Origin of the sequence: Rubritepida flocculans DSM 14296 (genome assembly GCF_000425365.1) — a bacterium.
Taxonomy (GTDB): Bacteria; Pseudomonadota; Alphaproteobacteria; order Acetobacterales; family Acetobacteraceae; genus Roseococcus; species Roseococcus flocculans.
This window is the reverse complement of the sequence record NZ_AUDH01000014.1, coordinates 64,012-84,041: the sequence shown is the minus strand read 5'-3', so window position 1 is coordinate 84,041 and position 20,030 is coordinate 64,012. Positions and strand designations below refer to the sequence as shown.

Genomic DNA, 20,030 nt, shown 5'->3' with positions numbered 1-20,030 from the left:
GCCCGATGCCGGCCCAGTAGAGCGCGCCCGCGCACATGGCGCAGGGCTCGGCGCTGGCATACATGGTCGTGCGGGCGAGTTCCTCCGCACTGAAGGCGGCGCAGGCGCGGCGGGCCAGCACCGTCTCGGCGTGGCCGGTGCGGCCTTCGGTGTCGAAGGCGTTCTCCTGCTCCATGAGCACCCGGCCCGTCTCGTCCGCCAGGATGGCGCCGAAGGGGTGCTTGCCCTTCTCCCGCGCACGGCGGGCGACGGCGAGGCTCGCGCGCAGCAGGGCGATGTGGTCGGGCGCGGACGGCGACATGGCGCGGCACCTCTTGCGCGGCAGACGGCGATGCGGGGCAAGATCACGATGCCCATGCCCGGCCGCAGCGCCAAGAGATCTCGCCAAACGAGACGCTTGCCCCACCGCTGCCCGCCCCGCGGGGAAGCGCAGCGGCGATCACGCGCAGGCTTGCCCGGCACAGGCCATCGGGGCGCGCCGAATGGCGGTGGGCCTCAGCGCGGCGGGTTCTCAAAGCGCAGCATGATGGCGACGCCGAGCTGCACCGAGGCGAAGGTCAGCGTGCAGAAGAACCACAGCAGCAGCAGGGGCGCCGGGTGTTCCTCCGCGCGCCGCAGCAGCGTGCCGAGCCCGAGCGGATCGGCAAGCAGAATCGCGCCGCACAGCAGCGCGGAGAGCGCGGCGCCCACGCCGATATGCGCCAGCACGAAACGGGGGGTGATTCCGAGCTTCACCCCCTGCATGTGGCGGCGCCGCGCCCTCCCGCCAAGCCCGGTGCGGACCGGTCCGGGCGTGCCGCTCTGCGGTGCTGCCTGCGCTCGACGGGGGTGGCGCGGCCTGGCGCGGTTTTCGGCCCGTTGCGCCGTGTCCCATGACGGAAATTTGCACCTGCATGGCGTGGAATATGCGAAACAAGGCCCGGCTCTCTCACCTTGTTTCACGACCCACCCACGCTGATATGCTCGCGCGCATGGACAGCCTTCCCCACCCCACCCCCGTGGCCGGCCTGATCGGCGCCATCGGGAACACGCCGCTCATCCGCCTCGCCCGCGCCTCCGCCGCCACCGGCTGCGAGATCCTGGCCAAGGCCGAGTTCATGAACCCCGGCGGCAGCGTGAAGGACCGCGCCGCGCTGGCCATCATCGAGGGCGCGGAGGCGCGCGGCGAGCTGCGCCCCGGCGGGCTGATCGTGGAGGGCACCGCCGGCAACACCGGCATCGGCCTCACCCTGGTGGGGAATGCGCGCGGCTATCGCAGCGTCATCGTGATGCCCGAGACCCAGAGCCAGGAGAAGATCGACTTCCTGCGCATGATCGGCGCGGATCTGCGCCTCGTGCCCGCCAAGCCCTTCAAGGACCCGGGCAACTACGTGCATGTCTCGCGCCACCTCGCCGAGGAACTCAAGGCGACCCATCCCGCCGGCGTGGTCTGGGCCAACCAGTTCGACAATCTCGACAACCGCGAGGGCCATCGCCGCACCACGGGGGCCGAAATCCTCGCCCAGGCGGGCGGCCGGGTGGACGGCTTCACCTGCGCCTGCGGCACCGGCGGCACGCTCGCCGGGGTGGCCATGGCCCTCAAGGCCGCCGACCCGCGCACGCGCATCACCCTGGCCGATCCGCTCGGCTCCGCCCTCTACAACTGGAAGGCGCGCGGCGTGGTGGAGATGAGCGAGGGCAGCTCCATCACCGAGGGCATCGGCCAGTCCCGCGTGCCGGGCAACCTCAAGGGCGCGCCGATCGACGACGCCATCCAGGTGACGGACGAGGAGGCGCTGGAGCAGGTCTTCGGCCTGACCATCCATGAGGGTCTCTGCGTGGGCGGCAGCGCGGGGCTGAACGTGGCCGCCGCCATCAAGCTCGCCCGCGCGATGGGCCCGGGGCACCGCATCGTCACCATCCTCTGCGACGGCGGCGCGCGCTACCAGTCCAAGCTGTTCAACCCGGATTTCCTGAGGAGCAAGGGGCTGCCCGCACCCCCTTGGATGGCCTGATGACGCTGGAGATCATCGAGCTCGGCCGCGCCATCCGCGCGCGCGACCCCGCGCGCCCCTCCTGGCCGGAGGTGATCTTCTCCTACCCCGGCCTGCACGCGGTGCTGTGGCACCGGCTGGCGCATCGGCTCTGGCGCTGGGGGCTCAGGGGCCTCGCGCGTTTCGTCTCGCATCTGGGGCGGATGCTCACGGGCATCGAAATCCACCCCGGCGCGCGCATCGGCCGGCGGCTCTTCATCGACCACGGCATGGGCGTGGTGATCGGCGAGACGGCGGTGATCGGCGACGATGTGACGATCTACCACGGCGTCACGCTGGGCGGCCTCTCGCTCAAGCCCGGCAAGCGCCACCCCGATGTGCTGGACGGCGCGGTGATCGGCGCGGGCGCGCAGGTGCTCGGCCCCATCACCGTCGGCCGCGGCGCCCGGGTGGGCGCGAACGCCGTGGTGGTGAGCGACGTGGCGGCGGGCACCACCGTGGTCGGCATCCCCGCCCGCTGCGTGGGCGAGGGCTGCCCGGAGACCGCCACCGTGGGCTACGGCCTGCCCTCGGGCGAGGCCGACCCGGTGGGCGAGCGCCTCGCCCGGCTGGAGGCGGAGCTGCGCGCCCTGCGCGCCGAGCTCGCCCGCCGGCCGGTCGCCTGAAGCGCGCCCTCATACCAGCGGCCGCTGATTTCGACTCCTGAGAAGCCGGCGCGGCCGCTGGTATGCCTTTGTTTTGGCGCGCAGCCGCCACGCCGGGTCCCATCGAAGCAAAGCTTCGATGGGTGCCCGCCAACCCTGCGCGCGATACGGTCGGCATGTCATGCCGACCGTATCAGTTCGGCAGCAGATCCTCCGCCAGCACGGAGATGGTGACGTGGTAGGCCACGTCGCCGTCCTCGTCGTCGCGGTCCACCGTGCCGATGGTCTCGCCATCGGCCAGCAGCTCCACCGGGCCGTTGCGCGTCTGCGGCGAGCGGATCGTGAGCTTCTGCGTGCCGAGGGTGCGGCGCAGATGCGCCTGGAGGGCCTGGATCTCGGCGGGCTTCATGGGCGGGACTCCGGTCGGGATGGAGGCGGGGGCCGGGGGACGCGCCGCCCGGGTGGGAACACCCGGCGGAACGGCCTCGGCCGGAACGCCGCGTCTCACGGGAAACAAGGATGATCGGCCGGTTCGCCGCGCGGCCCGCTCCGATCGGGGCTCGCTCTACCGCGCGCCGGCGGGGCTTGTCCAACCCAGCCCCGGCATGGCTGCCGCGCAGTGACGGCCCTCTCCTGCCCGCCGCGCGAGGGGCCGTGCTTCGTGTCGAGGGGATCACCCCCCGACCCGCCACGCCGCCCCGGGCGCGAGCCAGGCGAGGTCGCCGCCCGCGAAGACGGCGACCAGCCCGCCCTCGGGCGTGGTCAGCACCACATCGCCCCGCAGCCCCTCGGCGATGCGGCCGCGGTCATGCAGGCCCAGCGCCTCGGCGGGGTTCTCCGAGACGAGCGCCCAGGCGCGCGCCAGCTCCATCGCGCCGCGCTGGGCGAGCCGGAAGGGTGCGGCGAGCAGCGCCGGCCAGTGGTAGTCGGAGGCGAGCACCGTGACGAGGCCGCGCTCGGCCAGGGGGGCCGCGCTCGCCCAGCCCAGATGGCTGCCGCCGCGCAGCACGTTGGGCGCGCCCATCACCACGGGCTCGCCCGCCGCGCGCGCCTCCTCGGCCACCGCCTCGGCCATGGGGAACTCGCAGATGCGCGCGCCCAGCGCGCGGAAGGCGGCGCGGGTGGCCACATCCGCGTCGTCATGGCTGAGCATGGGGATCCCCGCCCGGCGCGCGGCTTCGGCCATGCGCGCACGGCTGGCGGGCACCTCGGCGCGGCGGGCGGCGGCGCGCTCGGCCAGGCGCAGATACTCCCCCTCCCCCACCCCCGCCCGGCCGGCGAGCTTGCCGAGCTCCTTCGGGTTGGAGAGCTTGGCGAGGATGCCCGGCGTGTGGTCGTTGAAGCCGAGCAGATGCACCCGGCCCGCCGCGATGGCGGCCAGCGCCTCGGGCTCGGCGTCGAGATTGTCGGCCTCGAAGCGCAGATGCACGCGCAGATCGGGCCCGGCCGGTGGCGTTTCGAGCGCGGCCAGCACGGCGCGGAACATGGGCAGCGAGCGCAGCCCCGGCTCCCAGGAGAGGGTCACGCCCAGGAAGGCCGTGGTGACGCCCGCGGCGAGGCATTGCCGCGCCGCATCGGCCAGGGCGAAGGGGGCGGGGAAATCCACCCCCGGGCGGGGCTGCAGCGCGCGCTCCTGCGCATCGCCATGGATGTCCACGAGGCCGGGCAGCACCAGAAGCCCGCCCGCGTCGAAGCCGCGCGCCCCCCCGTCCGGGACGATGACGCCGCCCGCGAGGTGCAGCGCGCCCGGCGTCAGCGCGCCGGCGCGCAGCACCCGCCCGCCCGAAATGCGCCAGCTCACGATTCCACCACGAGCTGCGCGCGCCCGGCGGCGTAGCGCGTCACGACCGCCTCGACGGGCCTTCCCTCCAGATCCTCGTTCAGCGCCTCGCAGAGCAGGATGGGCCGGGCGCGGGATTGTTCGAGCATGGCGGCCTCCTCCGGGCTGGGCATGCGGGCGGTGATGCGGGTGATGCGGCGGCGATAGTCCGGCACGCCGGAGAGCGCCAGCGCCCGGGTGATGGAGGGCTCCTCGCGCAGATGCTCCAGGATGCGGGGGAAGCGGCCGGGCGGGAAATGGTGGCGGCCGAGCGCGAAGGGCCGGCCATCGGCGAGCGAGAGCCGGTCGGCGAAGGCCACGCGCCGACCGGGGCGCAGGCCGAGCAGCTCGGCCACGCGCGGCTCGGCCGCGACCTCGCCCACGCGCAGGATGCGTCCTGCCGGCTCGCGATTCTGCGCGCGGATGATCTCGCTGAAACGGGTGCGCGGGCCGAGCGGATAGTCGAGCACATCCTCGGCCACGAAGCTGCCGCGCCCCTGCTCGGTGCGCAGCAGTCCGCGCAGCTCCAGCTCCTCCATGGCGCGGCGCAGGGTGTGGCGGTTCACGCCGAAGCGGGCGGAGAGGGCGGCCTCGGTGGGCAGGCGCGCGCCCGGGGCGTGGCGGCCGGCGCGGATTTCGCCCTCCAGCGTCGCGGCGATCTGCCGCCAGAGGGCGAGGCCCGCGCCGCGCTGCAGCCCGGGCTCGGGCGTCACGAAATCTTCAACCACGCGGGGCCTCCGGAACGGCAAAGCGGTTTGACCTTGGCGCGCGGTCTGTGTAGCTGTCTAGACAAATGCTGTCACGCCCCGAATGGATCGCCGCCCTCGCCCGCGCCAGCGCCGAGGAGCTCGCCACCGCCCTCGCCGCCGCCGCCCCCATCCCCCCGCACCGCCGCCTGCGCGGGCCGGAGGTGGGGCTCACCATGCTGCGCGGCCGGGCGGGCGGGGATGGCGCGCCCTTCAACCTGGGCGAGGCGACGCTGACGCGCTGCTCGGTGGCGCTGGAGGGCGGGCCCGTGGGCCATGCCTGGCGGCTGGGGCGGGACTGCGCCGCGGCCGAGGCGGCCGCCCTGCTCGACGCGCTGTTCCAGGCCGCGCCGGAGCGCGCGGGGCCGCTGCTCGCCCCCATCCGCGCGCGGCTCGCGGCCGAGGCGGAGCGGACGGCCCGCCGCGCCGCGGCCACCGAGGTCCGCTTCGCCACGCTTGCGGCGATGCGCTGATGCGCCCGGGCTTCGCCGACCCCGTCCTGGACGCCCAGGCCGCCTTCCGCGCGGTGATGGAGGCCATGGCGCGCCCGGGCCGGGTGCTGCGCCTCGCCGCCCCGCCCGCGCCCCCGCCCCCCCTCGCGCCGGCCGCCGCCGCCGCCCTGCTCGCCCTGGCCGACGCCGAGACGCCGCTCTGGACCGATGCGCCCGAGGAGGCGCGCGGCTGGATCGCCTTCCATAGCGGCGCGCCCCTTCTCGCCGCGCCGGGCGAGGCGGAGTTCCTGCTCGCCACCGCCGCCATGCCCCCGCTCGGCCTGCTGCGCGCCGGCAGCGACGAGGCGCCGCAGGAGGGGGCGACGCTGATCCTGCAGGTCGAGGCGCTTCGACCCGGTGCGGGCTGGCGGCTCTCGGGCCCGGGCATCGCGGAGGAACACCGCCTCGCCGTCTGCGGCCTGCCGGCGGATTTCCCGGCGCAATGGGCGGCGAACGCGGCGCGCTTCCCGCGCGGGGTGGACCTGGTGCTGGCGGCGGGCGATGCGCTCGCCGCCTTCCCGCGCACGCTGCGCATCGAGGAGGGCGGCTGATGTATGTCGCGGTGAAGGGCGGCGAGGCCGCCATCGAGGCCGCCCATGCCTGGCTCGCCGCCGCCCGGCGCGGCGATCCGGCCGTGCCGGAGCTCGGCCTCGCGCAGATCGAGCAGCAGCTCTCCCTCGCCGTGGACCGTGTGATGGCGGAGGGAAGCTGCCATGACCGCGGCCTCGCCGCGCTCGCCATCAAGCAGGCGCGCGGCGACCTGATCGAGGCCGCCTTCCTGCTGCGCGCCTACCGCACCACGCTGACGCGCTTCGCCGCGGCCGAGCCGCTCGAGACCGGGCGGATGCGCGTGCTGCGCCGCATCAGCGCCACCTACAAGGATCTGCCCGGCGGCCAGGTGCTGGGCCCCACCTTCGACTACACCCACCGTCTGCTCGACTTCGCCCTCGCCGCCGAGGGCGCGCCCCCGCCGCCCCCCGCCCCGGAGGCGGAGGCGTCCGGCGCGCCCATGCCGCGCGTCTCGGAGATCCTGGCCGAGGAGGGGCTGATGCGCCGCGAAGCCCCGGGCGAGGCGGCCCCGCCGCCCGACCTCACGCGCGAGCCGCTGCGCTTTCCCGCCCCGCGGGCGCTGCGGCTGCAGGCCCTCGCGCGCGGCGACGAGGGCTTCCTGCTCGGGCTCGGCTACTCGACGCAGCGCGGCTACGGCAACGCGCACCCCTTCGTGGCCGAGCTGCGCCTGGGCGAGGCGGAGGTGGTGCTGCACCCGCCCGAGCTCGGCTTTCCCATCTCCATCGGCGAGGTGACGGTGACGGAGTGCCAGATGGTGAACCAGTTCGCCGGCGCCGGCGACGCGCCGCCGCAGTTCACGCGCGGCTACGGGCTCGCGCTCGGCCATTGCGAGCGCAAGGCCATGGCCATGGCGCTGGTGGACCGCGCGCTGCTGGCGCGCGAGCTGGGCGAAGAGGTGGCCGCGCCCGCGCAGGACGAGGAGTTCGTGCTGCTGCACGCCGACAATGTGGAGGCGACGGGCTTCGTCGAGCACCTCAAGCTGCCGCACCACGTGGATTTCCAGAGCGAGCTCGAGAAGCTGCGCAGCATCCGCGCCCGCTTCGAGGCCGAGCGCGCCGCGCCGCGCGCGGAGGCGGCGGAATGAGGCCCGCCCGATCGCCGGAGGGCGCAGGCGCACTCGGCGCCGAGCACCGGAGGCGTGAATCGGTCGGGCAAGATCCCGCCCGATCGCCGGAGGGCGCAGGCGCACTCGGCGCCGAGCACCGCAGGCGTGAATCGGCCGGGCAAACTCCCGCCCGATCGCCGGAGGGCGCAGGCGCCCCCGGCGCCGAGCACCGCAGGCGTGAAGCGGCCGGCAGAGACCCCCACTACAACTTCGCCTATCTCGACGAGGCGACGAAGCGGATGATCCGCCGCGCCATCCTCAAGGCCATCGCCATCCCCGGCCACCAGATCCCCTTCGGCGCGCGCGAGATGCCGCTGCCCTATGGCTGGGGCACGGGCGGCATCCAGGTCACGGCGAGCATCCTCGGCCCCTCGGATGTGCTCAAGGTCATCGACCAGGGCGCGGACGACACGACCAACGCCGTCTCCATCCGCCGCTTTTTCGCGCGCACGGCGGGGGTGGCCACCACCACCCGCACCGCCGAGGCCACGGTGATCCAGACGCGCCACCGCATCCCCGAACGGCCGCTGCGCGAGGATCAGATCCTCGTCTTCCAGGTGCCGATGCCCGAGCCGCTCTTCCGCCTCGAGCCGCGGCTTGCCGAGACGCGCCGCCTGCACGCGCTGGCCGACTACTCGCTCGCCCAGGTGAAGCTCTACGAGGACATCGCCCAGCAGGGCGAGAGCGCCTCCTCCTACAACCACCCGGTGCTGGTGAACGGCCGCTACCTGATGTCGCCCTCGCCCATCCCGGGCTTCGACAACCCGAAGCTCGACCGCAACCCCGCGCTGCTGCTCTTCGGCGCGGGGCGCGAGAAGAAGATCTACGCCGTGCCGCCCTATACGCCGGTGAAGAGCCTCGACTTCGACGACCACCCCTTCGCGCCCATGCGCGCGCCCCATCCCTGCGCGCTGTGCGGCAGCACCGCCCACTACCTGGACGAGATCGTGACCGACGACCGCGGCGGGCGGATGTTCGTCTGCTCCGACACCGACGCCTGCGCCGACGCCGCGGCGGGAGCGCCGCGATGAGCCCGCTGCTGGAGGCCGAGGGCCTCGTGCTGCGCTTCGGCGCGCTGCGCGCGCTCGACGATGTGCGCCTCAGCCTCTGGCCCGGCGAGGTGGTGGCGGTGGTGGGCGAGAGCGGCTCGGGCAAATCGAGCCTGTTGCGCGCGCTCTCGGGCCTCGTCCGGCCCGAGGCGGGGCGCGTGCTCTACCGCGACGCGGCGGGCGAGGCGCTCGACGTGCACGCGCTCTCCGAAGCCGCGCGGCGGCGCATCGCGCGCTCCGAATGGGGGCATATGCACCAGAACCCGCGCGACGGGCTGCGCATGGGCGTCTCGGCCGGGGCCAACATCGGCGAGCGGCTGATGGCGGCCGGCGCGCGCCATTACGGAAGCATCCGCGCCGCCGCGGCCGAATGGATGGCGCGGGTGGAGCTCGACCCCGCGCGGATGGACGACCCGCCGCGCCATTTCTCGGGCGGCATGCAGCAGCGGCTGCAGATCGCGCGCTGCCTCGTCACCCGCCCGCGCCTCGTCTTCATGGACGAGCCCACGGGCGGGCTCGACGTGAGCGTGCAGGCTAGGCTGCTCGACCTGATCCGCGCCCTGGTGGAGGAGCTCGGCCTCGCCGTGCTGCTGGTGACGCACGACATCGCCGCCGCCCGGCTGCTCGCGCACCGCATCGTGGTGATGCGCCAGGGCCGCATCGTCGAGGAAGGCCTCGCCGACCGCGTGCTGGACGATCCGCAGCACGCCTACACGCAGCTTCTCGTCTCCTCGGTGCTCGCGGCATGAGCCCGGTGCTGGCGATCGAGGGGCTGGGCAAGGGCTTCACCCTGCACCTGCAGGGGGGCTTGAGCTTTCCCGTGCTGCGCGGCGAGACGCTCGCGCTCATGCCCGGGGAATGCGTGGCGCTGGCCGGCCCCTCGGGGGCGGGGAAATCCACCCTGCTGCGCTGCGTGGCCGGCAACTACGGCGCGAGCGAGGGCCGCATCCTGATCCGCCACCGCGGCGCGATGCACGACCTCGCGGCGGCCGATGCGCGACTCATGCGCGAAATCCGCGCCGAGACGCTCGGCCATGTCTCGCAGTTCCTGCGCGTCATCCCGCGCGTGCCCGCGCTCGACATCGTGGCCGCGCCGCTGCTCGCGCGCGGGGCGGGGCGGGCGGAGGCGCGGGCGCGCGCGGCCGCCCTGCTCGCCCGGCTGAACCTGCCCGAGCGGCTGCACCACCTGCCGCCCACCACCTTCTCGGGCGGCGAGCAGCAGCGGGTGAACCTCGCGCGCGGCTTCATCGCCCCGAACACGGTGCTGCTGCTGGACGAGCCGACCGCGAGCCTCGATGCGCGCAACCGCGAGGTGGTGGTGGCGCTGATCGCCGAGGCCAAGCGGGCCGGCACGGCCATCCTGGGAATCTTCCATGACACCGAGGTGCGGGACCGCGTGGCGGATCGCCTTCACGCCGTGGAACCGCTAGAACCCGCCGCCTGATGCCGGACCACATCGCCCCCCGCCTCGACGAACTCACCCTCACCCACGCCCGCCTCGTGCTGGAGGACGGGGTGCTGGAGGGCACGCTGCACCTCAAGGGCGGCGTGATCGCCGACATCCAGCCCGGCCGCGCCCGCCACCCCGGCGCGCTGGACTGCGAGGGCGACTACGTGATCCCCGGCGTGGTGGACGTGCACACCGACAATCTGGAGCGCCAGGTGCAGCCGCGCGCCAATGCGCGCTGGCCCTCGCGCTCGGCCTTCCTCGCGCACGACGCGCAATGCGCCGCGGCCGGCGTGACCACGGTGCTGGACGCGCTCTGCCTCGGCGATCTCGGCTTCGACCAGGGGCGCGACCAGACCTTCCGCGAGGGCGTGGCGGACCTCACGGCCTTCGCCGGCTCCCCGCTGCTCAAGGCCGAGCACCATCTGCACCTGCGCTGCGAACTGCCCGCGGCCGACATGCCCGCCTGCCTTGAGACGGTGGCCGACCACCCGCTCGTGGCCATGGTGAGCCTCATGGACCACTCCCCGGGCGTGGGCCAGTACCGCGACATCGCGCGCTACAAGGCGATGCGCGTGCGCCAGACCCGCATGACGGACGCGGAGGTGGACCGGCGCATCGCCGAGCTCCTCGCCCAGCGCGCCGAGCGGCGCGAGCCGCAGCGCCGCCTGGTGCTGGAGCGCTTCGCCGGGCGCAACATCCCCCTCGCCAGCCATGACGACGAGGACCCCGCCGAGGTGCGCCGCAACGCGCAGGACGGCATCCGCGTCAGCGAGTTCCCGGTGACGCTGGATGCGGCGCTGGAGGCGGCGCGCATCGGCGTGTCGGTGATCGCGGGCGCGCCCAACATCGTCCGCGGCGGCAGCCATTCCGGCAATGTCGCGGCGATGGACCTGGTGCGCGCGGGGGCGGTGGATGTGCTGGCGAGCGACTATGTGCCGCCCGCGCTGATCGAGGCCGCCTTCCTCATGGCCGCCGAGACGGGGCTGCCGCGCGCCATCGCCGCCATCACCGCCGCCCCGGCGGCGCTGTGCGGCATGGCCGATCGCGGTCGCCTCGCGCCCGGGCTGCGCGGCGATGTGGTGCGCGTGGCCGAGCATCACGGCCATGCGGTGGTGCGCGAGGTGTGGCGGCTCGGCCGGCGCGTCGCGTGACGCGCGAGAGCGGGCCGGCGATGCGCGCCGCCATCTACTGGGCCCCGGAGCTCGCGGACCCGCTGCACGCGGCGGGCAGCGCCTGGCTCGGGCGCGACGCCGAGACGGGCGCGCGGCTGCCCCAGCCGCCCCTGCCGGGCATCGAGGAGATCACCGCGGACGCGCGCGGCTATGGGCTGCACGCCACGCTCAAGCCGCCCTTCCGCCCGGCGCGGGGCTATCCGGCGCTGCGCGAGGCGGTGGCGGGCTTCGCCGCCCGCCAGGCCCCCTTCGACCTGCCGCCGCTCGCGGTGATGGATCTCAAGGGCTTCCTCGCGCTGCGCGAAACCGCCCCCTGCCCGCCCCTGCACGCGCTGGCCGATGCGGCGGTGGAGGCGCTGGACGCGCACCGCGCGCCGCCCGAGGAGGCGGAGCTCGCCCGCCGCCGCCGCGCGGGGCTGAGCCCGCGGCAGGAGGCGCTGCTGGCGCGCTTCGGCTACCCCTATGTGAAGGAGGAGTGGCGCTTCCACCTCACGCTGACGCGCCGCCTCGCGCCCGGCGAGGCGGCGGTGCTGCGCCCCGCGGCGGAGGCGCATTTCGCGGGGGTGGCGGACCGGCCCCGGCGGGTGGAGAGCCTCTGCCTCTTCACCCAGGCCGGGCCCGGCGCGCCCTTCCTGATCGCCGAGCGTTTCCCGCTCGGGGGTTGATCACCGGCCCGGGGCGGGGTTGCCGGGCTGGGCCGGGGCGGCGGGGCGGCCCTCGCCGCGCGGGCCGTGGCGATGCCCCTCGTGATGGCCGCGATGATGGGCCCGGCGCGGCAGCTCCTCGCGGGTGATCGCGCCATCGCCGTTCGCATCGCCCATGCGGAAGCGCATCTCGGCCATGGGGCGCAGCTCATCCAGCGTCACCTGGCCGTCGCGGTTCGCGTCCAGGCCGCGGAAGGCGGCGGCCTGGCGCTCGGCCCGGCGCTCCTCGTGATGGGCGGGGCGCTGGGGCGCATCGGCGCGGCGCGGGCGGAGATTGCCGAACTCCTGCGGGTTCAGCCCGCCGCTGCGGTCGGCGTCGGCGGCCTGGAAGCGGCGCTGGGTGTCGCTCCAGACCTCCTCCCAGGTGATGCGGCCGTCGCGGTTGGCGTCCATCTCCTGGAACATGCGCTGGCCATACTCGCCGCGCGGGCCCTGGCCGCCGCCCGGTCCACCCCCGGGGCCGGGCTGGGCGAGGGCCGCGCCGGCGAGCGCGAGCCCGCCGATCAAAACGAGGCTGGTGGTGGAAAAGAGGCGCATCCTCTGTGTCTCCTGCATCCGGGGCGCGGTGTGCGCCCTCGATGCGGGGAAGATGCCCCGCCCGTGTAACCGGCGCATGGCGAACCCCGCGGCGAAGCGTGAGGAAATGTGACGGGCGCCGGGGAGACCTGCCGGGTGTCGGGATTGAACCGACGACCTACCGCTTACAAGGCGGTTGCTCTGCCGCTGAGCTAACCCGGCGGGGCGCCTGCTTTTACGCGAGCCCCGCCCGGCTTGCCAGCGGCGCGGCGCGCGCGTGTGATGCGACCATGCGCCCCCGCCGCCCTGCCCCGCGCCCCGGCCCCGGCGCGCGCCCCGGCCCCCGCCCCGGGCCCGCCGCCCCCTCCCGGCCCGCCGCGCCCGAGGGCGTGTGGCTCCACGGGCTGCATCCGGTGGCGGCGGCGCTCGCCAACCCCGCGCGCCGGCTGCGCCGGCTGCTGGTGACCGAGGAGGCCGAGCGCGAACTGGCCGAGCGCGTGCCCGAGCCCTGGCGCATCAAGCCCGAACCCGTGCCGCGCGAGCGCTTCGCCAGCTTCCTGCCGGCCGATGCGGTGCATCAGGGGGCAGCCCTGCTGGTGGAGCCCCTCGCCGCCCCGCCGCTCGAGAAGCTGCTCGCCGACAGCAGCGGTCCGGTGGTGGTGCTGGATCAGGTGACGGATCCGCGCAATGTCGGCGCCATCCTGCGCTCGGCCGCGGCCTTCGGGGCCGCCGCCCTGGTGATGCAGGACCGGCACGCCCCGCCCGAGACGGGGGCGCTGGCGCGCGCCGCCTCGGGGGCGCTGGAGGTGGTGCCCATCCTGCGCGAGGTGAACCTCGCGCGCGCCATCGCCGCGCTGAAGAAGGCGGGCTGCTGGGTGGTGGGGCTGGAGGCCTCGGGCCCCGTCACCCTCGCGCAATCGGGGCTCTCCGGCCGGCGGGTGGCGCTGGTGCTGGGGGCGGAGGGCGAGGGGCTGCGCCGCCTCACCCGCGACTCCTGCGACGAGCTGGTGCGCCTGCCCATCCGGCCGGCGATGGAGAGCCTGAACGTGGCGGCCGCGGCGGCGGTCGCCCTCTATGAGCTGGCGAGGGAGTGAGCGGCATGGGTGCGGCGGTGGAAGCGATCCTGGCGGCGCGGCGGGCCAGGCGGGTGCTGGAGCCGCTCGGCCCCCTCGCCCCGGCCACGCCCGAGGCGGGCTATGCGCTGCAGCGCGAACTGGCCGAGGCGCTGGGCGCCGTCCCGCCCGCCGGCTTCAAGATCGGCGCCACCACGCGGCAGATGCAGGCCTATCTCGGCCTCTCCGGCCCCGCGGCGGGCTTCGTGCCCGCCACCTCGCTGCTGGCCGATGGCGCGGTGCTGCGCTTCGCCGATTTCCTGAACCCCGGGGTGGAGTGCGAGATCGGCCTGCGCCTGGCCGCCGATCTCCCCCCCGGCCCCTGCACCCCCGAAGCGGCCGCGGCGGCCGTGGGCGAGGTGTTTCCCGCCATCGAGGTGGTGGAGCGCCGCTATGGGGATCTCGCCGCGCTCGGCACCCCGACCCTGATCGCGGACCAGGTGTTCCACGCGGCCGGCGCGCCGGGCGCGCCCTGCCCCGGCTGGCGCGCGCTCGACCTCGGCGCGGTGCGGGGCGAGCTGCGGGTGGACGGCGAGTCGCGCGGGGCGGGGCATGGGCGCGATCTGCTCGGCCACCCCTTTGCGGCGCTGGCCTGGCTCGCCGGTTCGGCCTGCGCGGCGGCGCATGGCGGGCTGCGGGCGGGGCAGATCGTCTGGCTCGGCTCGGTCACGCCGCCGATCTGGCTCGATGGGCCGGCCGAGGTGGAGGTGGCCTTCGAGGGGCTGGGCCGGGTGGGGCTGCGCTTCGTGTGATACGGGCGGCGCGGCCGCGCGGCCGGGTAGGGCTTCTTTAAGGCGCGCGGGGCGACAAGTTGCGGGCCGGCAATCGGCCGGCATCGTTTCCGCGACCCACACCGCCAGGAGGGCGGGCGAGAGGAACCGCCCTCATGCCCTCCGAGGACTCCTTCCTGCGCGACGACCTGGCCTTCACGGCTCAGGACGGGCAGTGGTCCACCCTCACCGAAGAACTGCAGCTCGCCCTGGCGCGCGAGGCGCTGCGCCGCGCGGCCGAGACGCTCGCCGAACACGCCGAGCTTCTGGCGCTGGAAATGGAGACCGGCGCCCTGCGCGACCAGGGCGGGCCCGAGGCGCTGCGCCTCTTCGCCGCCGTGGTGCGGACCACGACGGAGGATGGGCTCGGCCCCGTGGGGCACGCTTGATAGGGGCGGCATGCGATGTCGCCCACATCGGGAAGCGAAAAAGCGGCCGCTGCGATCATGCCTCCGGCCTGACCGCCCGCCGCATCACCCCCGCCCCAGCAGCCCGTCGCGGAAGGCGGCGAAGCGCGCGGGCTCGGCCACCACGCGCGGAACCTTGTGCTGGCCCCCGCCCTTGCCGATCGCCTCCATCCAGGCGGCGAAGCGGCCCGGGGGCACCCGCTCCACCACGGGCGGGGCGAGCTGCCCGCCCTCGCGGTGCGCGCGGTAGTCGTCATTGCCCGCCATCAGCCGCGCATCGAGCAGCGCGGCCAGCGCCGCCGGATCGGCCAGCGCCTCGGCCGCCGCCTCGATGATCCAGCGGTGGCGGCCGAGGCCGCCCTCCATCTCCGCGCCCACCATGAACTCGCGCCAGGGAATGCCTGCGAGCGCGGCGTGGATCTCCTCGCCCGAAAGGTGCTCGCCGAAGGCCGAGAGCGTCCAGGCGGTGCGGCCCACCACCACCACGCGCGGCGGGGCAAGGCTCGTGAAGCGCACCACATCCCCCACCACATGGCCGAACAGCCCCGCGCAGGTGGAGACGACGAGCGCATAGTCCACCCCGGGCTCCACCTGCGCGATGGTGAGGCGGCGCGGGGCGGGGGCGTCCAGCTCGCCCGGCGGGACGAACTCGAAGAAGACGCCGCCGTCGAGGATGAGGCGCATGCCCGCCTCCTCGCCCGCGTCGGCCACGGCGAAGAACCCCTCCGAGGCGGCGAAGACCTCGCGCCGGTCGCAGCCGGGCGGCAGCAGGGCGAGGGTGCGCGCGCGATAGGGCGCCCAGGCGACCCCGCCATGGATGAGCAGGCCGAGATCGGGGAAGGGCAGGCCGCCGCGCGCCTGCGCGAGCCGCTCCAGCAGCAGCAGCAGCCAGGAGCAGGTGCCGCCCAGGATGCGCGCCTCGCGCGGGGCCTCGGCCACCATGCGCGCGAGCTTGCGCGACCAGTCGGGCTCCAGGGCGAGGTCCGTGGGCGGCCAGCTCCAGGGGCGCAGGAAGGCCGGGATGGTGGCGGCCGCGATGCCCGAGAGATCCCCCGCGCGCACCCCGGGCGCGAGCTCGGCCAGCGCGGTGCTGCCGCCCAGCATGAAGCCCGGCCCCGCGAGCGGCCGCGCGCCGGGCGTGTTGGCGAGGTGCCAGGCCAGCGTCTCCAGCGCGGCGGCGCGGTTGGCGCGCAGCATCTCGGCCGAGACGGGGATGTGCTTGGTGGCGCCGGAGCTGGTGCCGGAGGAAAGGGCGAAGAAGGGCATGCGCCCGGGCCAGGAGATGTTCTCGAGCACCGGGAAGGCGGGCTTGAGGAACTCCTCCCACATCGCCTCGTAGCGGCGCAGCGGCACGGCGCGGACGAAATCCGCATGGCCCGTGAGGCGCGCGAAGCCGTGCGCGCGGCCGAAGCGCGTGGCGGCGGCGCGCGCCAGCAGCCGCCGCAGCACCGCCGCCTGCGCGGCCGCGGGGTCGAGCCGCCGCAGCCGCCGCAGCCGCCACGCCGCCGTGAGGCGCAGGAAGGGCGTGGCGTCGAAGGGAACGCTCATCGCCGCGCGGGCGAGAGCCGCGTCAGGTGCGGAAACTCCGCCGCCACCGTGCCGGGGCGCAGCGGCAGGCGGATCATGCGGCCCTCGCGCCACATCGGCGCCTGGTCGGCGAAGGCGGCGCTGCCGAGCCAGCCATCCTGCCCGCCCCAGAGCACGAACCAGTTGGCGTCGGGGTCGCTCATGTCGGAGACGTGGCGCGCCATGGAGCCGAAGGTGACGGTGTGGCGGCCCTCGATCAAGCCGTGCGAGGTCTTCATCGGCGTCTCGCGCGAGCCGCCCACCGGGAAGTCGCCGAAGACGAAGCGCCCGCCCAGCAGGGGCAGGTTGACCAGCCAATGCGCGGCGCGCAGCCGGTGCAGATCGCCCCAGGTGGCGCCAGCGGGCGCGAGGGCGGCGGCCTCGCGCGCCGCCTGGCGCAGCAGCGCCTCGCGCCGGGCGGGGGGCAGCGCGTCGAGGTCGCGCAGCAGGAAGGTGGTGAGGAAGTTCCAGCCCGTCTCCGGCCCGCGCGGGGCGAGGCTGCGCCCCTCCGCGACCAGGGCGGGCACGAGGCGGGCGAGCAGCAGCTCGAACACCACGGGCGCGCGGGCCTCGGCGGCGTAGTCGCCGTCCCAGCCGCGCAGGGGCGCGAGGAATCCGGGCTCGGGCGCGCCGCCCGGCAGCGCGTCGAGCCGCGCGATCAGCCCCGCCGCCAGCGACTCGGCGCGGGGCGCGCGCGTGTCGCGCTGCAGGGCCATCAGATCCTCGGCGCTGAGGCGCGCCCGCGCGGCCAGCACCTCCTGCAGCCGCCGCACCCGGTCCCCGTCCGAGAAGAAATAGCCCACCGGCGGCGGGTTCTGCGTCCATTCGCGCGGGTTCTCGTTGGCCGAGGCCAGCACGCCCTCGGGCGGATCCACAAGCCGGGGCAGGCTGCGGCCGTCGCGCAGATGGCGCCAGGGCGCGGTGTGGGCGGGGTTGGCGGCGTCCAGCACCGGCCCCTCGGCGCGGAAGCCCGGCCGGTCGGGCAGGGTGGCGGCCATGAAGCGGCCGATGCGCCCCGCCCGGTCCGCCCAGAGGATGTTCTGGGCGCTGACGCCGAAATTCGCGAAGGCGGCCTCGAACTCGGCGCCGCTCCGCGCCCGCGCGCCGGCCAGCAGCGCCGTGATCTCGTCCGTCGCCTCATGGCCGATCCAGCGCAGCGCCAGGTCGCGCCCCGGGATCACGGGCGCGTCGGTGACGACGGGGCCGTGCTCGGTCACGCGCCAGCGGCGCGTGGCGGGGAACCAGAAGCGCTGGCGGATGCGCGCCTCCTCGGTGCGGAAGGCCTCGGGCGGCAGGCGGCTCACGTCGAAGAGCTCGCTGCTGGCCGCGCGCATGTTCGTCCCGCCCCAGGCGAGGTCGGGGTTGCGGCCGAAGCCGAGGAAGGGCAGGCCGGGCACCATCGCCCCCACCGCGTGGAAGGAGGGCGAGCGCATGCCCGCGATCAGCCAGAGATTGGGCAGGTTGAGGCCGAGATGGGGGTCGTTGGCGATGAGCGCGCCGCCCGAGGCGCTGCGCCGCCCCGCCACCGCCACCGTGTTGCTGCCCGCGCGCGCGCTGCCGGCGAGGATGTGCGCGAGCGGATCCTCGAGCGGGATCGCCCCGCTTCCGGCCTCCAGCACCCGCGCCCAGATGCGGCGGAAATCGGCGCGCTCGCGCTCGGGCAGCAGGGCGAACCAGGAGAGCCAGTTCACATCCGTGCCGGCGAGGCGGCCGAGGGCGAGCATCTCCTCGGCGGTGTAGGGCTCGGGCGTGAGGCCGAGCAGCCCGGACTCGGGCGGGCGGCGGGCGGGGCCGAGGGTGGCGTGGTTCACCCCCTCCACGAAGCGCTGGACGAGGCGGCGCGTCTCCTCCGGCCAGGCGGCGACGATGGCGGGCGCGGCGCGACCGAAGCCCAGCGCGCGCAGCGCGTGGTCGATGTCGGTGGCGAAGGGGCCGGCCAGCTCCGCCAGCCGCCCCTGGCTCACCCGCCGCAGCAGCGCGATCTGCGCCCCGCGCAGATGCCCGTGGACGAGGCCGAGGGCGAAGAACAGATCCTCGTCGGTCTCGGCCTCGATCCAGGGCACCATCTGCGCGTTCCAGCGGATGGTGACGGGGGCGGAGACGGGGGCGGAGGCCGGCAGCGCGGCGAGGCGCTGCTCCACCGTGACGGGCCTGGGCGCGAGCGCCGCACAACCGCCGAGCAGCAGCGCCAGCGCGCCGAGCAGGAACCGTGTCATGCCCGCAAGGTCGGCCCGGGCGGGCGTTGCGCAAGGGGTCTAGCCGCGCCGCATCGCCCGCGTCAGCGCCGCCACCGGCAGCAGCCCCGCCAGCACGATGAGCAGGGCGGAGGTGCTCGCCTCCGCCAGCCGCTCGTCGGAGGCGAGGTTGTAGACGCGCACCGCCAGCGTGTCGAAGTCGAAGGGCCGCACGATGAGGGTGGCGGGCAGCTCCTTCATCGTGTCCACGAAGACGAGGATGCCGGCGGTGAGAAGCGCGCCCTTCGAGAGCGGCACCTCCACGCGCCGCACCGCCTCGCCCGGCCCGCAGCCGAGCGAGCGCGCGGCCATGTGGAAGGAGGGCTTGAGCCGGGCGAGCCCGCTTTCCACCGCCGAGAGCGCGACGCCGAGAAAGCGCGCGAGATAGGCGAAGACGAGGGCGATCAGCGTGCCCGAGAGCAGCAGCCCCGAGCCCACGCCGAAGCGCGCGCGCAGCCAGGCGTCGAGCGCGTTGTCGAACAGGCCGAAGGGCACCAGCGTGCCCACCGCGATCACCGAGCCCGGCACGGCGTAGCCGAGCCCGACCAGGCGGTTCGCGCCCCGCTGCCAGGGCCCGGGATGCAGCCGCGCCGCCCAGGCGAGCCAGGCCGCGAGCCCGACCGCAAGCCCCGCCGTGACGGCGGCCAGGATGAGGGAATGGGTCAGGAAGGGCAGGAAGCGCGAGGGCGAAAGCGGGTCGCCCCCCTCCAGCATCAGCGCCACCAGCGTGCCCGCAGGCACCACGAAGCCGAGCAGCAGCGGCACGGCGCAGAGGATCGGCGCCGCCCAGCGCTTCCAGCCGGCGAGCGGCACGGGCTGGAAGGGCGCGTGGCGCGTCGTCATGGGGTGGTAGCGCCGCCCGCCGCGGCTCGCCTGCTCCAGCGCCAGCAGCACGCCCACGCAGAGCAGCAGCAGCGCGGCGAGCTGGCTGGCCGCGCCGCGGTCGCTCATGCCGAACCAGGCCTCGTAGATGCCGGTGGTGAAGGTGCGCAGGCCGAAATACTGCACGGTGCCGAAATCGGCGAGCGTCTCCATCAGCACCAGCGCCACCCCGGCCGCGAGCGCGGGCCGCGCGAGCGGCAGCGCCACATGCCAGAACACGCGCGAGAGCGAGTGCCCGAGCGTGCGCGAGACCTCGACGAGGCAGGTGCTCTGCGCCAGGAAGGCCGCGCGGCAGATGAGATAGACATAGGGGTAGAGCACCATGGCGAGCACCAGCGCCGCTCCCTCGAGGCTGCGCATCTCGGGGAACCAGTACTCGCCCCAGCGCAGCCCCGTGGCGGCGCGCAGCGCGCCCTGCACCGGGCCCGCCACGTCCATCAGCCAGGTCCAGGCATAGCCGCTGACATAGGCGGGCATGGCGAGCGGCAGCAGCAGCGCCACCTGCAGCGCATCGCGCCCCGGGAAGCGGCAGGCGGTGACGAGCCAGGCCGTCACCGCCCCGGCACTGCCCGCCAGCACCGCCACCATCAGGCCGAGCAGCGCGGTGGTGGCCAGCATCTCGGGCAGGAAGGTGGCGGCGATGTGCCGCCATACCTCGCCCGCCGGCACGGCCGCCGCCGCCAGCACCGCCACGAGCGGCAGGGCGAGCAGCCCGGCGGCGAGCAGGGAGAGCCGCGCCCAGAGCGGGGCTCGGGGGCGGGCGGGGGCGCGGGGCTGGCCGGTGGCGGCGGTGCTCACTTGCGAGCGCCTCTCATTCTCC

22 protein-coding genes and 1 tRNA gene are annotated in these 20,030 nt (G+C 75.3%); 13 read left to right on the top strand and 10 right to left on the bottom strand.

All coding sequences use genetic code 11. The features are described from left to right. Together H596_RS0112790 and H596_RS21440 are read right to left on the bottom strand one after the other, a co-directional pair. Positions 1 to 301, bottom strand: a 301-nt coding sequence (locus tag H596_RS0112790) for a nucleoside deaminase (RefSeq protein ID WP_027285226.1), incomplete at its 3' end; no start/stop codon positions are given. Between the two features lie 194 nt (positions 302 to 495). Beyond that, positions 496 to 735: a hypothetical protein gene (locus H596_RS21440; RefSeq protein ID WP_156910109.1), complete on the bottom strand. Its 240-nt coding sequence runs from the start codon at positions 733 to 735 to the stop codon at positions 496 to 498. Positions 736 to 971: 236 nt separating this feature from the next. Here H596_RS21440 and H596_RS0112780 point away from each other — a divergent pair, with 236 nt between their 5' ends. Both H596_RS0112780 and cysE read left to right on the top strand, forming a co-directional pair. After that, positions 972 to 1,994 (top strand): cysteine synthase A, encoded by a 1,023-nt coding sequence (locus H596_RS0112780; RefSeq protein ID WP_037301313.1) that lies wholly within the window; start codon positions 972 to 974, stop codon positions 1,992 to 1,994. Continuing rightward, on the top strand, positions 1,994 to 2,638 hold the full coding sequence (cysE, locus tag H596_RS21435) for a serine O-acetyltransferase (RefSeq protein WP_051212945.1): 645 nt from the start codon (positions 1,994 to 1,996) through the stop codon (positions 2,636 to 2,638). Before H596_RS0112780 ends, cysE begins: the two co-directional genes overlap by 1 nt. Positions 2,639 to 2,810: 172 nt before the next feature. Here the strand turns inward: cysE and H596_RS0112770 are convergent, their stop codons facing one another. The 3 genes from H596_RS0112770 to phnF all read right to left on the bottom strand — a co-directional run bounded on the left by H596_RS0112770 (position 2,811) and on the right by phnF (position 5,164). Continuing rightward, positions 2,811 to 3,026 (bottom strand): DUF3126 family protein, encoded by a 216-nt coding sequence (locus H596_RS0112770; protein ID WP_027285224.1) that lies wholly within the window; start codon positions 3,024 to 3,026, stop codon positions 2,811 to 2,813. 264 nt (positions 3,027 to 3,290) lie between these two features. Further along, the gene (locus H596_RS21430) at positions 3,291 to 4,418 is read right to left on the bottom strand and encodes an alpha-D-ribose 1-methylphosphonate 5-triphosphate diphosphatase (RefSeq protein ID WP_169579874.1); all 1,128 of its coding nucleotides are present in this window, start codon (positions 4,416 to 4,418) and stop codon (positions 3,291 to 3,293) included. After that, positions 4,415 to 5,164 (bottom strand): phosphonate metabolism transcriptional regulator PhnF, encoded by a 750-nt coding sequence (phnF, locus tag H596_RS0112760; protein ID WP_027285223.1) that lies wholly within the window; start codon positions 5,162 to 5,164, stop codon positions 4,415 to 4,417. The genes H596_RS21430 and phnF overlap by 4 nt, the downstream gene beginning before the upstream one ends. Before the next feature lie 65 nt (positions 5,165 to 5,229). On the opposite strand from phnF, the gene phnG reads away from it, so the two are divergent. The 8 genes from phnG to H596_RS0112720 all read left to right on the top strand — a co-directional run bounded on the left by phnG (position 5,230) and on the right by H596_RS0112720 (position 11,684). Further along, entirely contained in the window at positions 5,230 to 5,655 is a 426-nt protein-coding gene (gene phnG / locus H596_RS0112755) for a phosphonate C-P lyase system protein PhnG (RefSeq protein ID WP_051212941.1), read from the top strand. Further along, positions 5,655 to 6,224 carry a phosphonate C-P lyase system protein PhnH gene (gene phnH, locus H596_RS0112750; protein WP_051212939.1) on the top strand — a complete coding sequence of 190 codons (570 nt, stop codon included), beginning with the start codon at positions 5,655 to 5,657 and terminating at the stop codon, positions 6,222 to 6,224. Before phnG ends, phnH begins: the two co-directional genes overlap by 1 nt. Then, complete coding sequence (locus H596_RS0112745; protein ID WP_027285221.1) at positions 6,224 to 7,327, top strand: carbon-phosphorus lyase complex subunit PhnI; 1,104 nt, start codon at positions 6,224 to 6,226, stop codon at positions 7,325 to 7,327. Before phnH ends, H596_RS0112745 begins: the two co-directional genes overlap by 1 nt. Positions 7,328 to 7,587: 260 nt before the next feature. Then, complete coding sequence (locus tag H596_RS21425; RefSeq protein WP_051212937.1) at positions 7,588 to 8,379, top strand: alpha-D-ribose 1-methylphosphonate 5-phosphate C-P-lyase PhnJ; 792 nt, start codon at positions 7,588 to 7,590, stop codon at positions 8,377 to 8,379. Next, the gene (phnK, locus tag H596_RS0112735) at positions 8,376 to 9,146 is read left to right on the top strand and encodes a phosphonate C-P lyase system protein PhnK (protein WP_027285220.1); all 771 of its coding nucleotides are present in this window, start codon (positions 8,376 to 8,378) and stop codon (positions 9,144 to 9,146) included. The genes H596_RS21425 and phnK overlap by 4 nt, the downstream gene beginning before the upstream one ends. Next, entirely contained in the window at positions 9,143 to 9,841 is a 699-nt protein-coding gene (gene phnL / locus H596_RS0112730) for a phosphonate C-P lyase system protein PhnL (protein WP_027285219.1), read from the top strand. The genes phnK and phnL overlap by 4 nt, the downstream gene beginning before the upstream one ends. Continuing rightward, entirely contained in the window at positions 9,841 to 10,998 is a 1,158-nt protein-coding gene (locus tag H596_RS0112725; RefSeq protein WP_051212935.1) for an alpha-D-ribose 1-methylphosphonate 5-triphosphate diphosphatase, read from the top strand. Before phnL ends, H596_RS0112725 begins: the two co-directional genes overlap by 1 nt. Continuing rightward, positions 10,995 to 11,684 (top strand): DUF1045 domain-containing protein, encoded by a 690-nt coding sequence (locus H596_RS0112720; RefSeq protein WP_027285217.1) that lies wholly within the window; start codon positions 10,995 to 10,997, stop codon positions 11,682 to 11,684. The genes H596_RS0112725 and H596_RS0112720 overlap by 4 nt, the downstream gene beginning before the upstream one ends. Here H596_RS0112720 and H596_RS0112715 read toward each other — a convergent pair whose 3' ends face one another. Together H596_RS0112715 and H596_RS0112710 are read right to left on the bottom strand one after the other, a co-directional pair. Then, positions 11,685 to 12,260 (bottom strand): EF-hand domain-containing protein, encoded by a 576-nt coding sequence (locus H596_RS0112715; protein ID WP_027285216.1) that lies wholly within the window; start codon positions 12,258 to 12,260, stop codon positions 11,685 to 11,687. It abuts the gene before it with no gap. A gap of 129 nt (positions 12,261 to 12,389) precedes the next feature. Next, positions 12,390 to 12,461: transfer RNA gene (locus tag H596_RS0112710), tRNA-Thr, on the bottom strand. Positions 12,462 to 12,529: 68 nt separating this feature from the next. Here H596_RS0112710 and H596_RS0112705 point away from each other — a divergent pair. The 3 genes from H596_RS0112705 (at position 12,530) to H596_RS21420 (ending at position 14,510) form a co-directional block, all read left to right on the top strand. After that, entirely contained in the window at positions 12,530 to 13,333 is an 804-nt protein-coding gene (locus H596_RS0112705) for a TrmH family RNA methyltransferase (protein ID WP_051212933.1), read from the top strand. 5 nt (positions 13,334 to 13,338) lie between these two features. Then, a complete protein-coding gene (locus tag H596_RS0112700) occupies positions 13,339 to 14,103 on the top strand; it encodes a 2-keto-4-pentenoate hydratase (RefSeq protein ID WP_037301277.1) in 765 nt (254 codons plus the stop codon). A 134-nt stretch (positions 14,104 to 14,237) separates the two neighbouring features. Next, positions 14,238 to 14,510, top strand: coding sequence for a hypothetical protein (locus H596_RS21420; RefSeq protein WP_156910107.1), 273 nt, complete (start codon positions 14,238 to 14,240; stop codon positions 14,508 to 14,510). A gap of 84 nt (positions 14,511 to 14,594) precedes the next feature. Here H596_RS21420 and H596_RS0112690 read toward each other — a convergent pair whose 3' ends face one another. Genes H596_RS0112690 through H596_RS0112680 form a run of 3 tightly spaced genes read right to left on the bottom strand, consistent with a single transcriptional unit; the run spans position 14,595 to position 20,008 of the window. After that, positions 14,595 to 16,076, bottom strand: coding sequence for a GH3 family domain-containing protein (locus H596_RS0112690; RefSeq protein WP_037301274.1), 1,482 nt, complete (start codon positions 16,074 to 16,076; stop codon positions 14,595 to 14,597). Continuing rightward, complete coding sequence (locus tag H596_RS21415; protein WP_051212931.1) at positions 16,073 to 18,310, bottom strand: penicillin acylase family protein; 2,238 nt, start codon at positions 18,308 to 18,310, stop codon at positions 16,073 to 16,075. Before H596_RS21415 ends, H596_RS0112690 begins: the two co-directional genes overlap by 4 nt. Before the next feature lie 39 nt (positions 18,311 to 18,349). Further along, positions 18,350 to 20,008, bottom strand: coding sequence for an ABC transporter permease (locus H596_RS0112680; protein WP_027285212.1), 1,659 nt, complete (start codon positions 20,006 to 20,008; stop codon positions 18,350 to 18,352). Between the last annotated feature and the right edge of the window lie 22 nt (positions 20,009 to 20,030).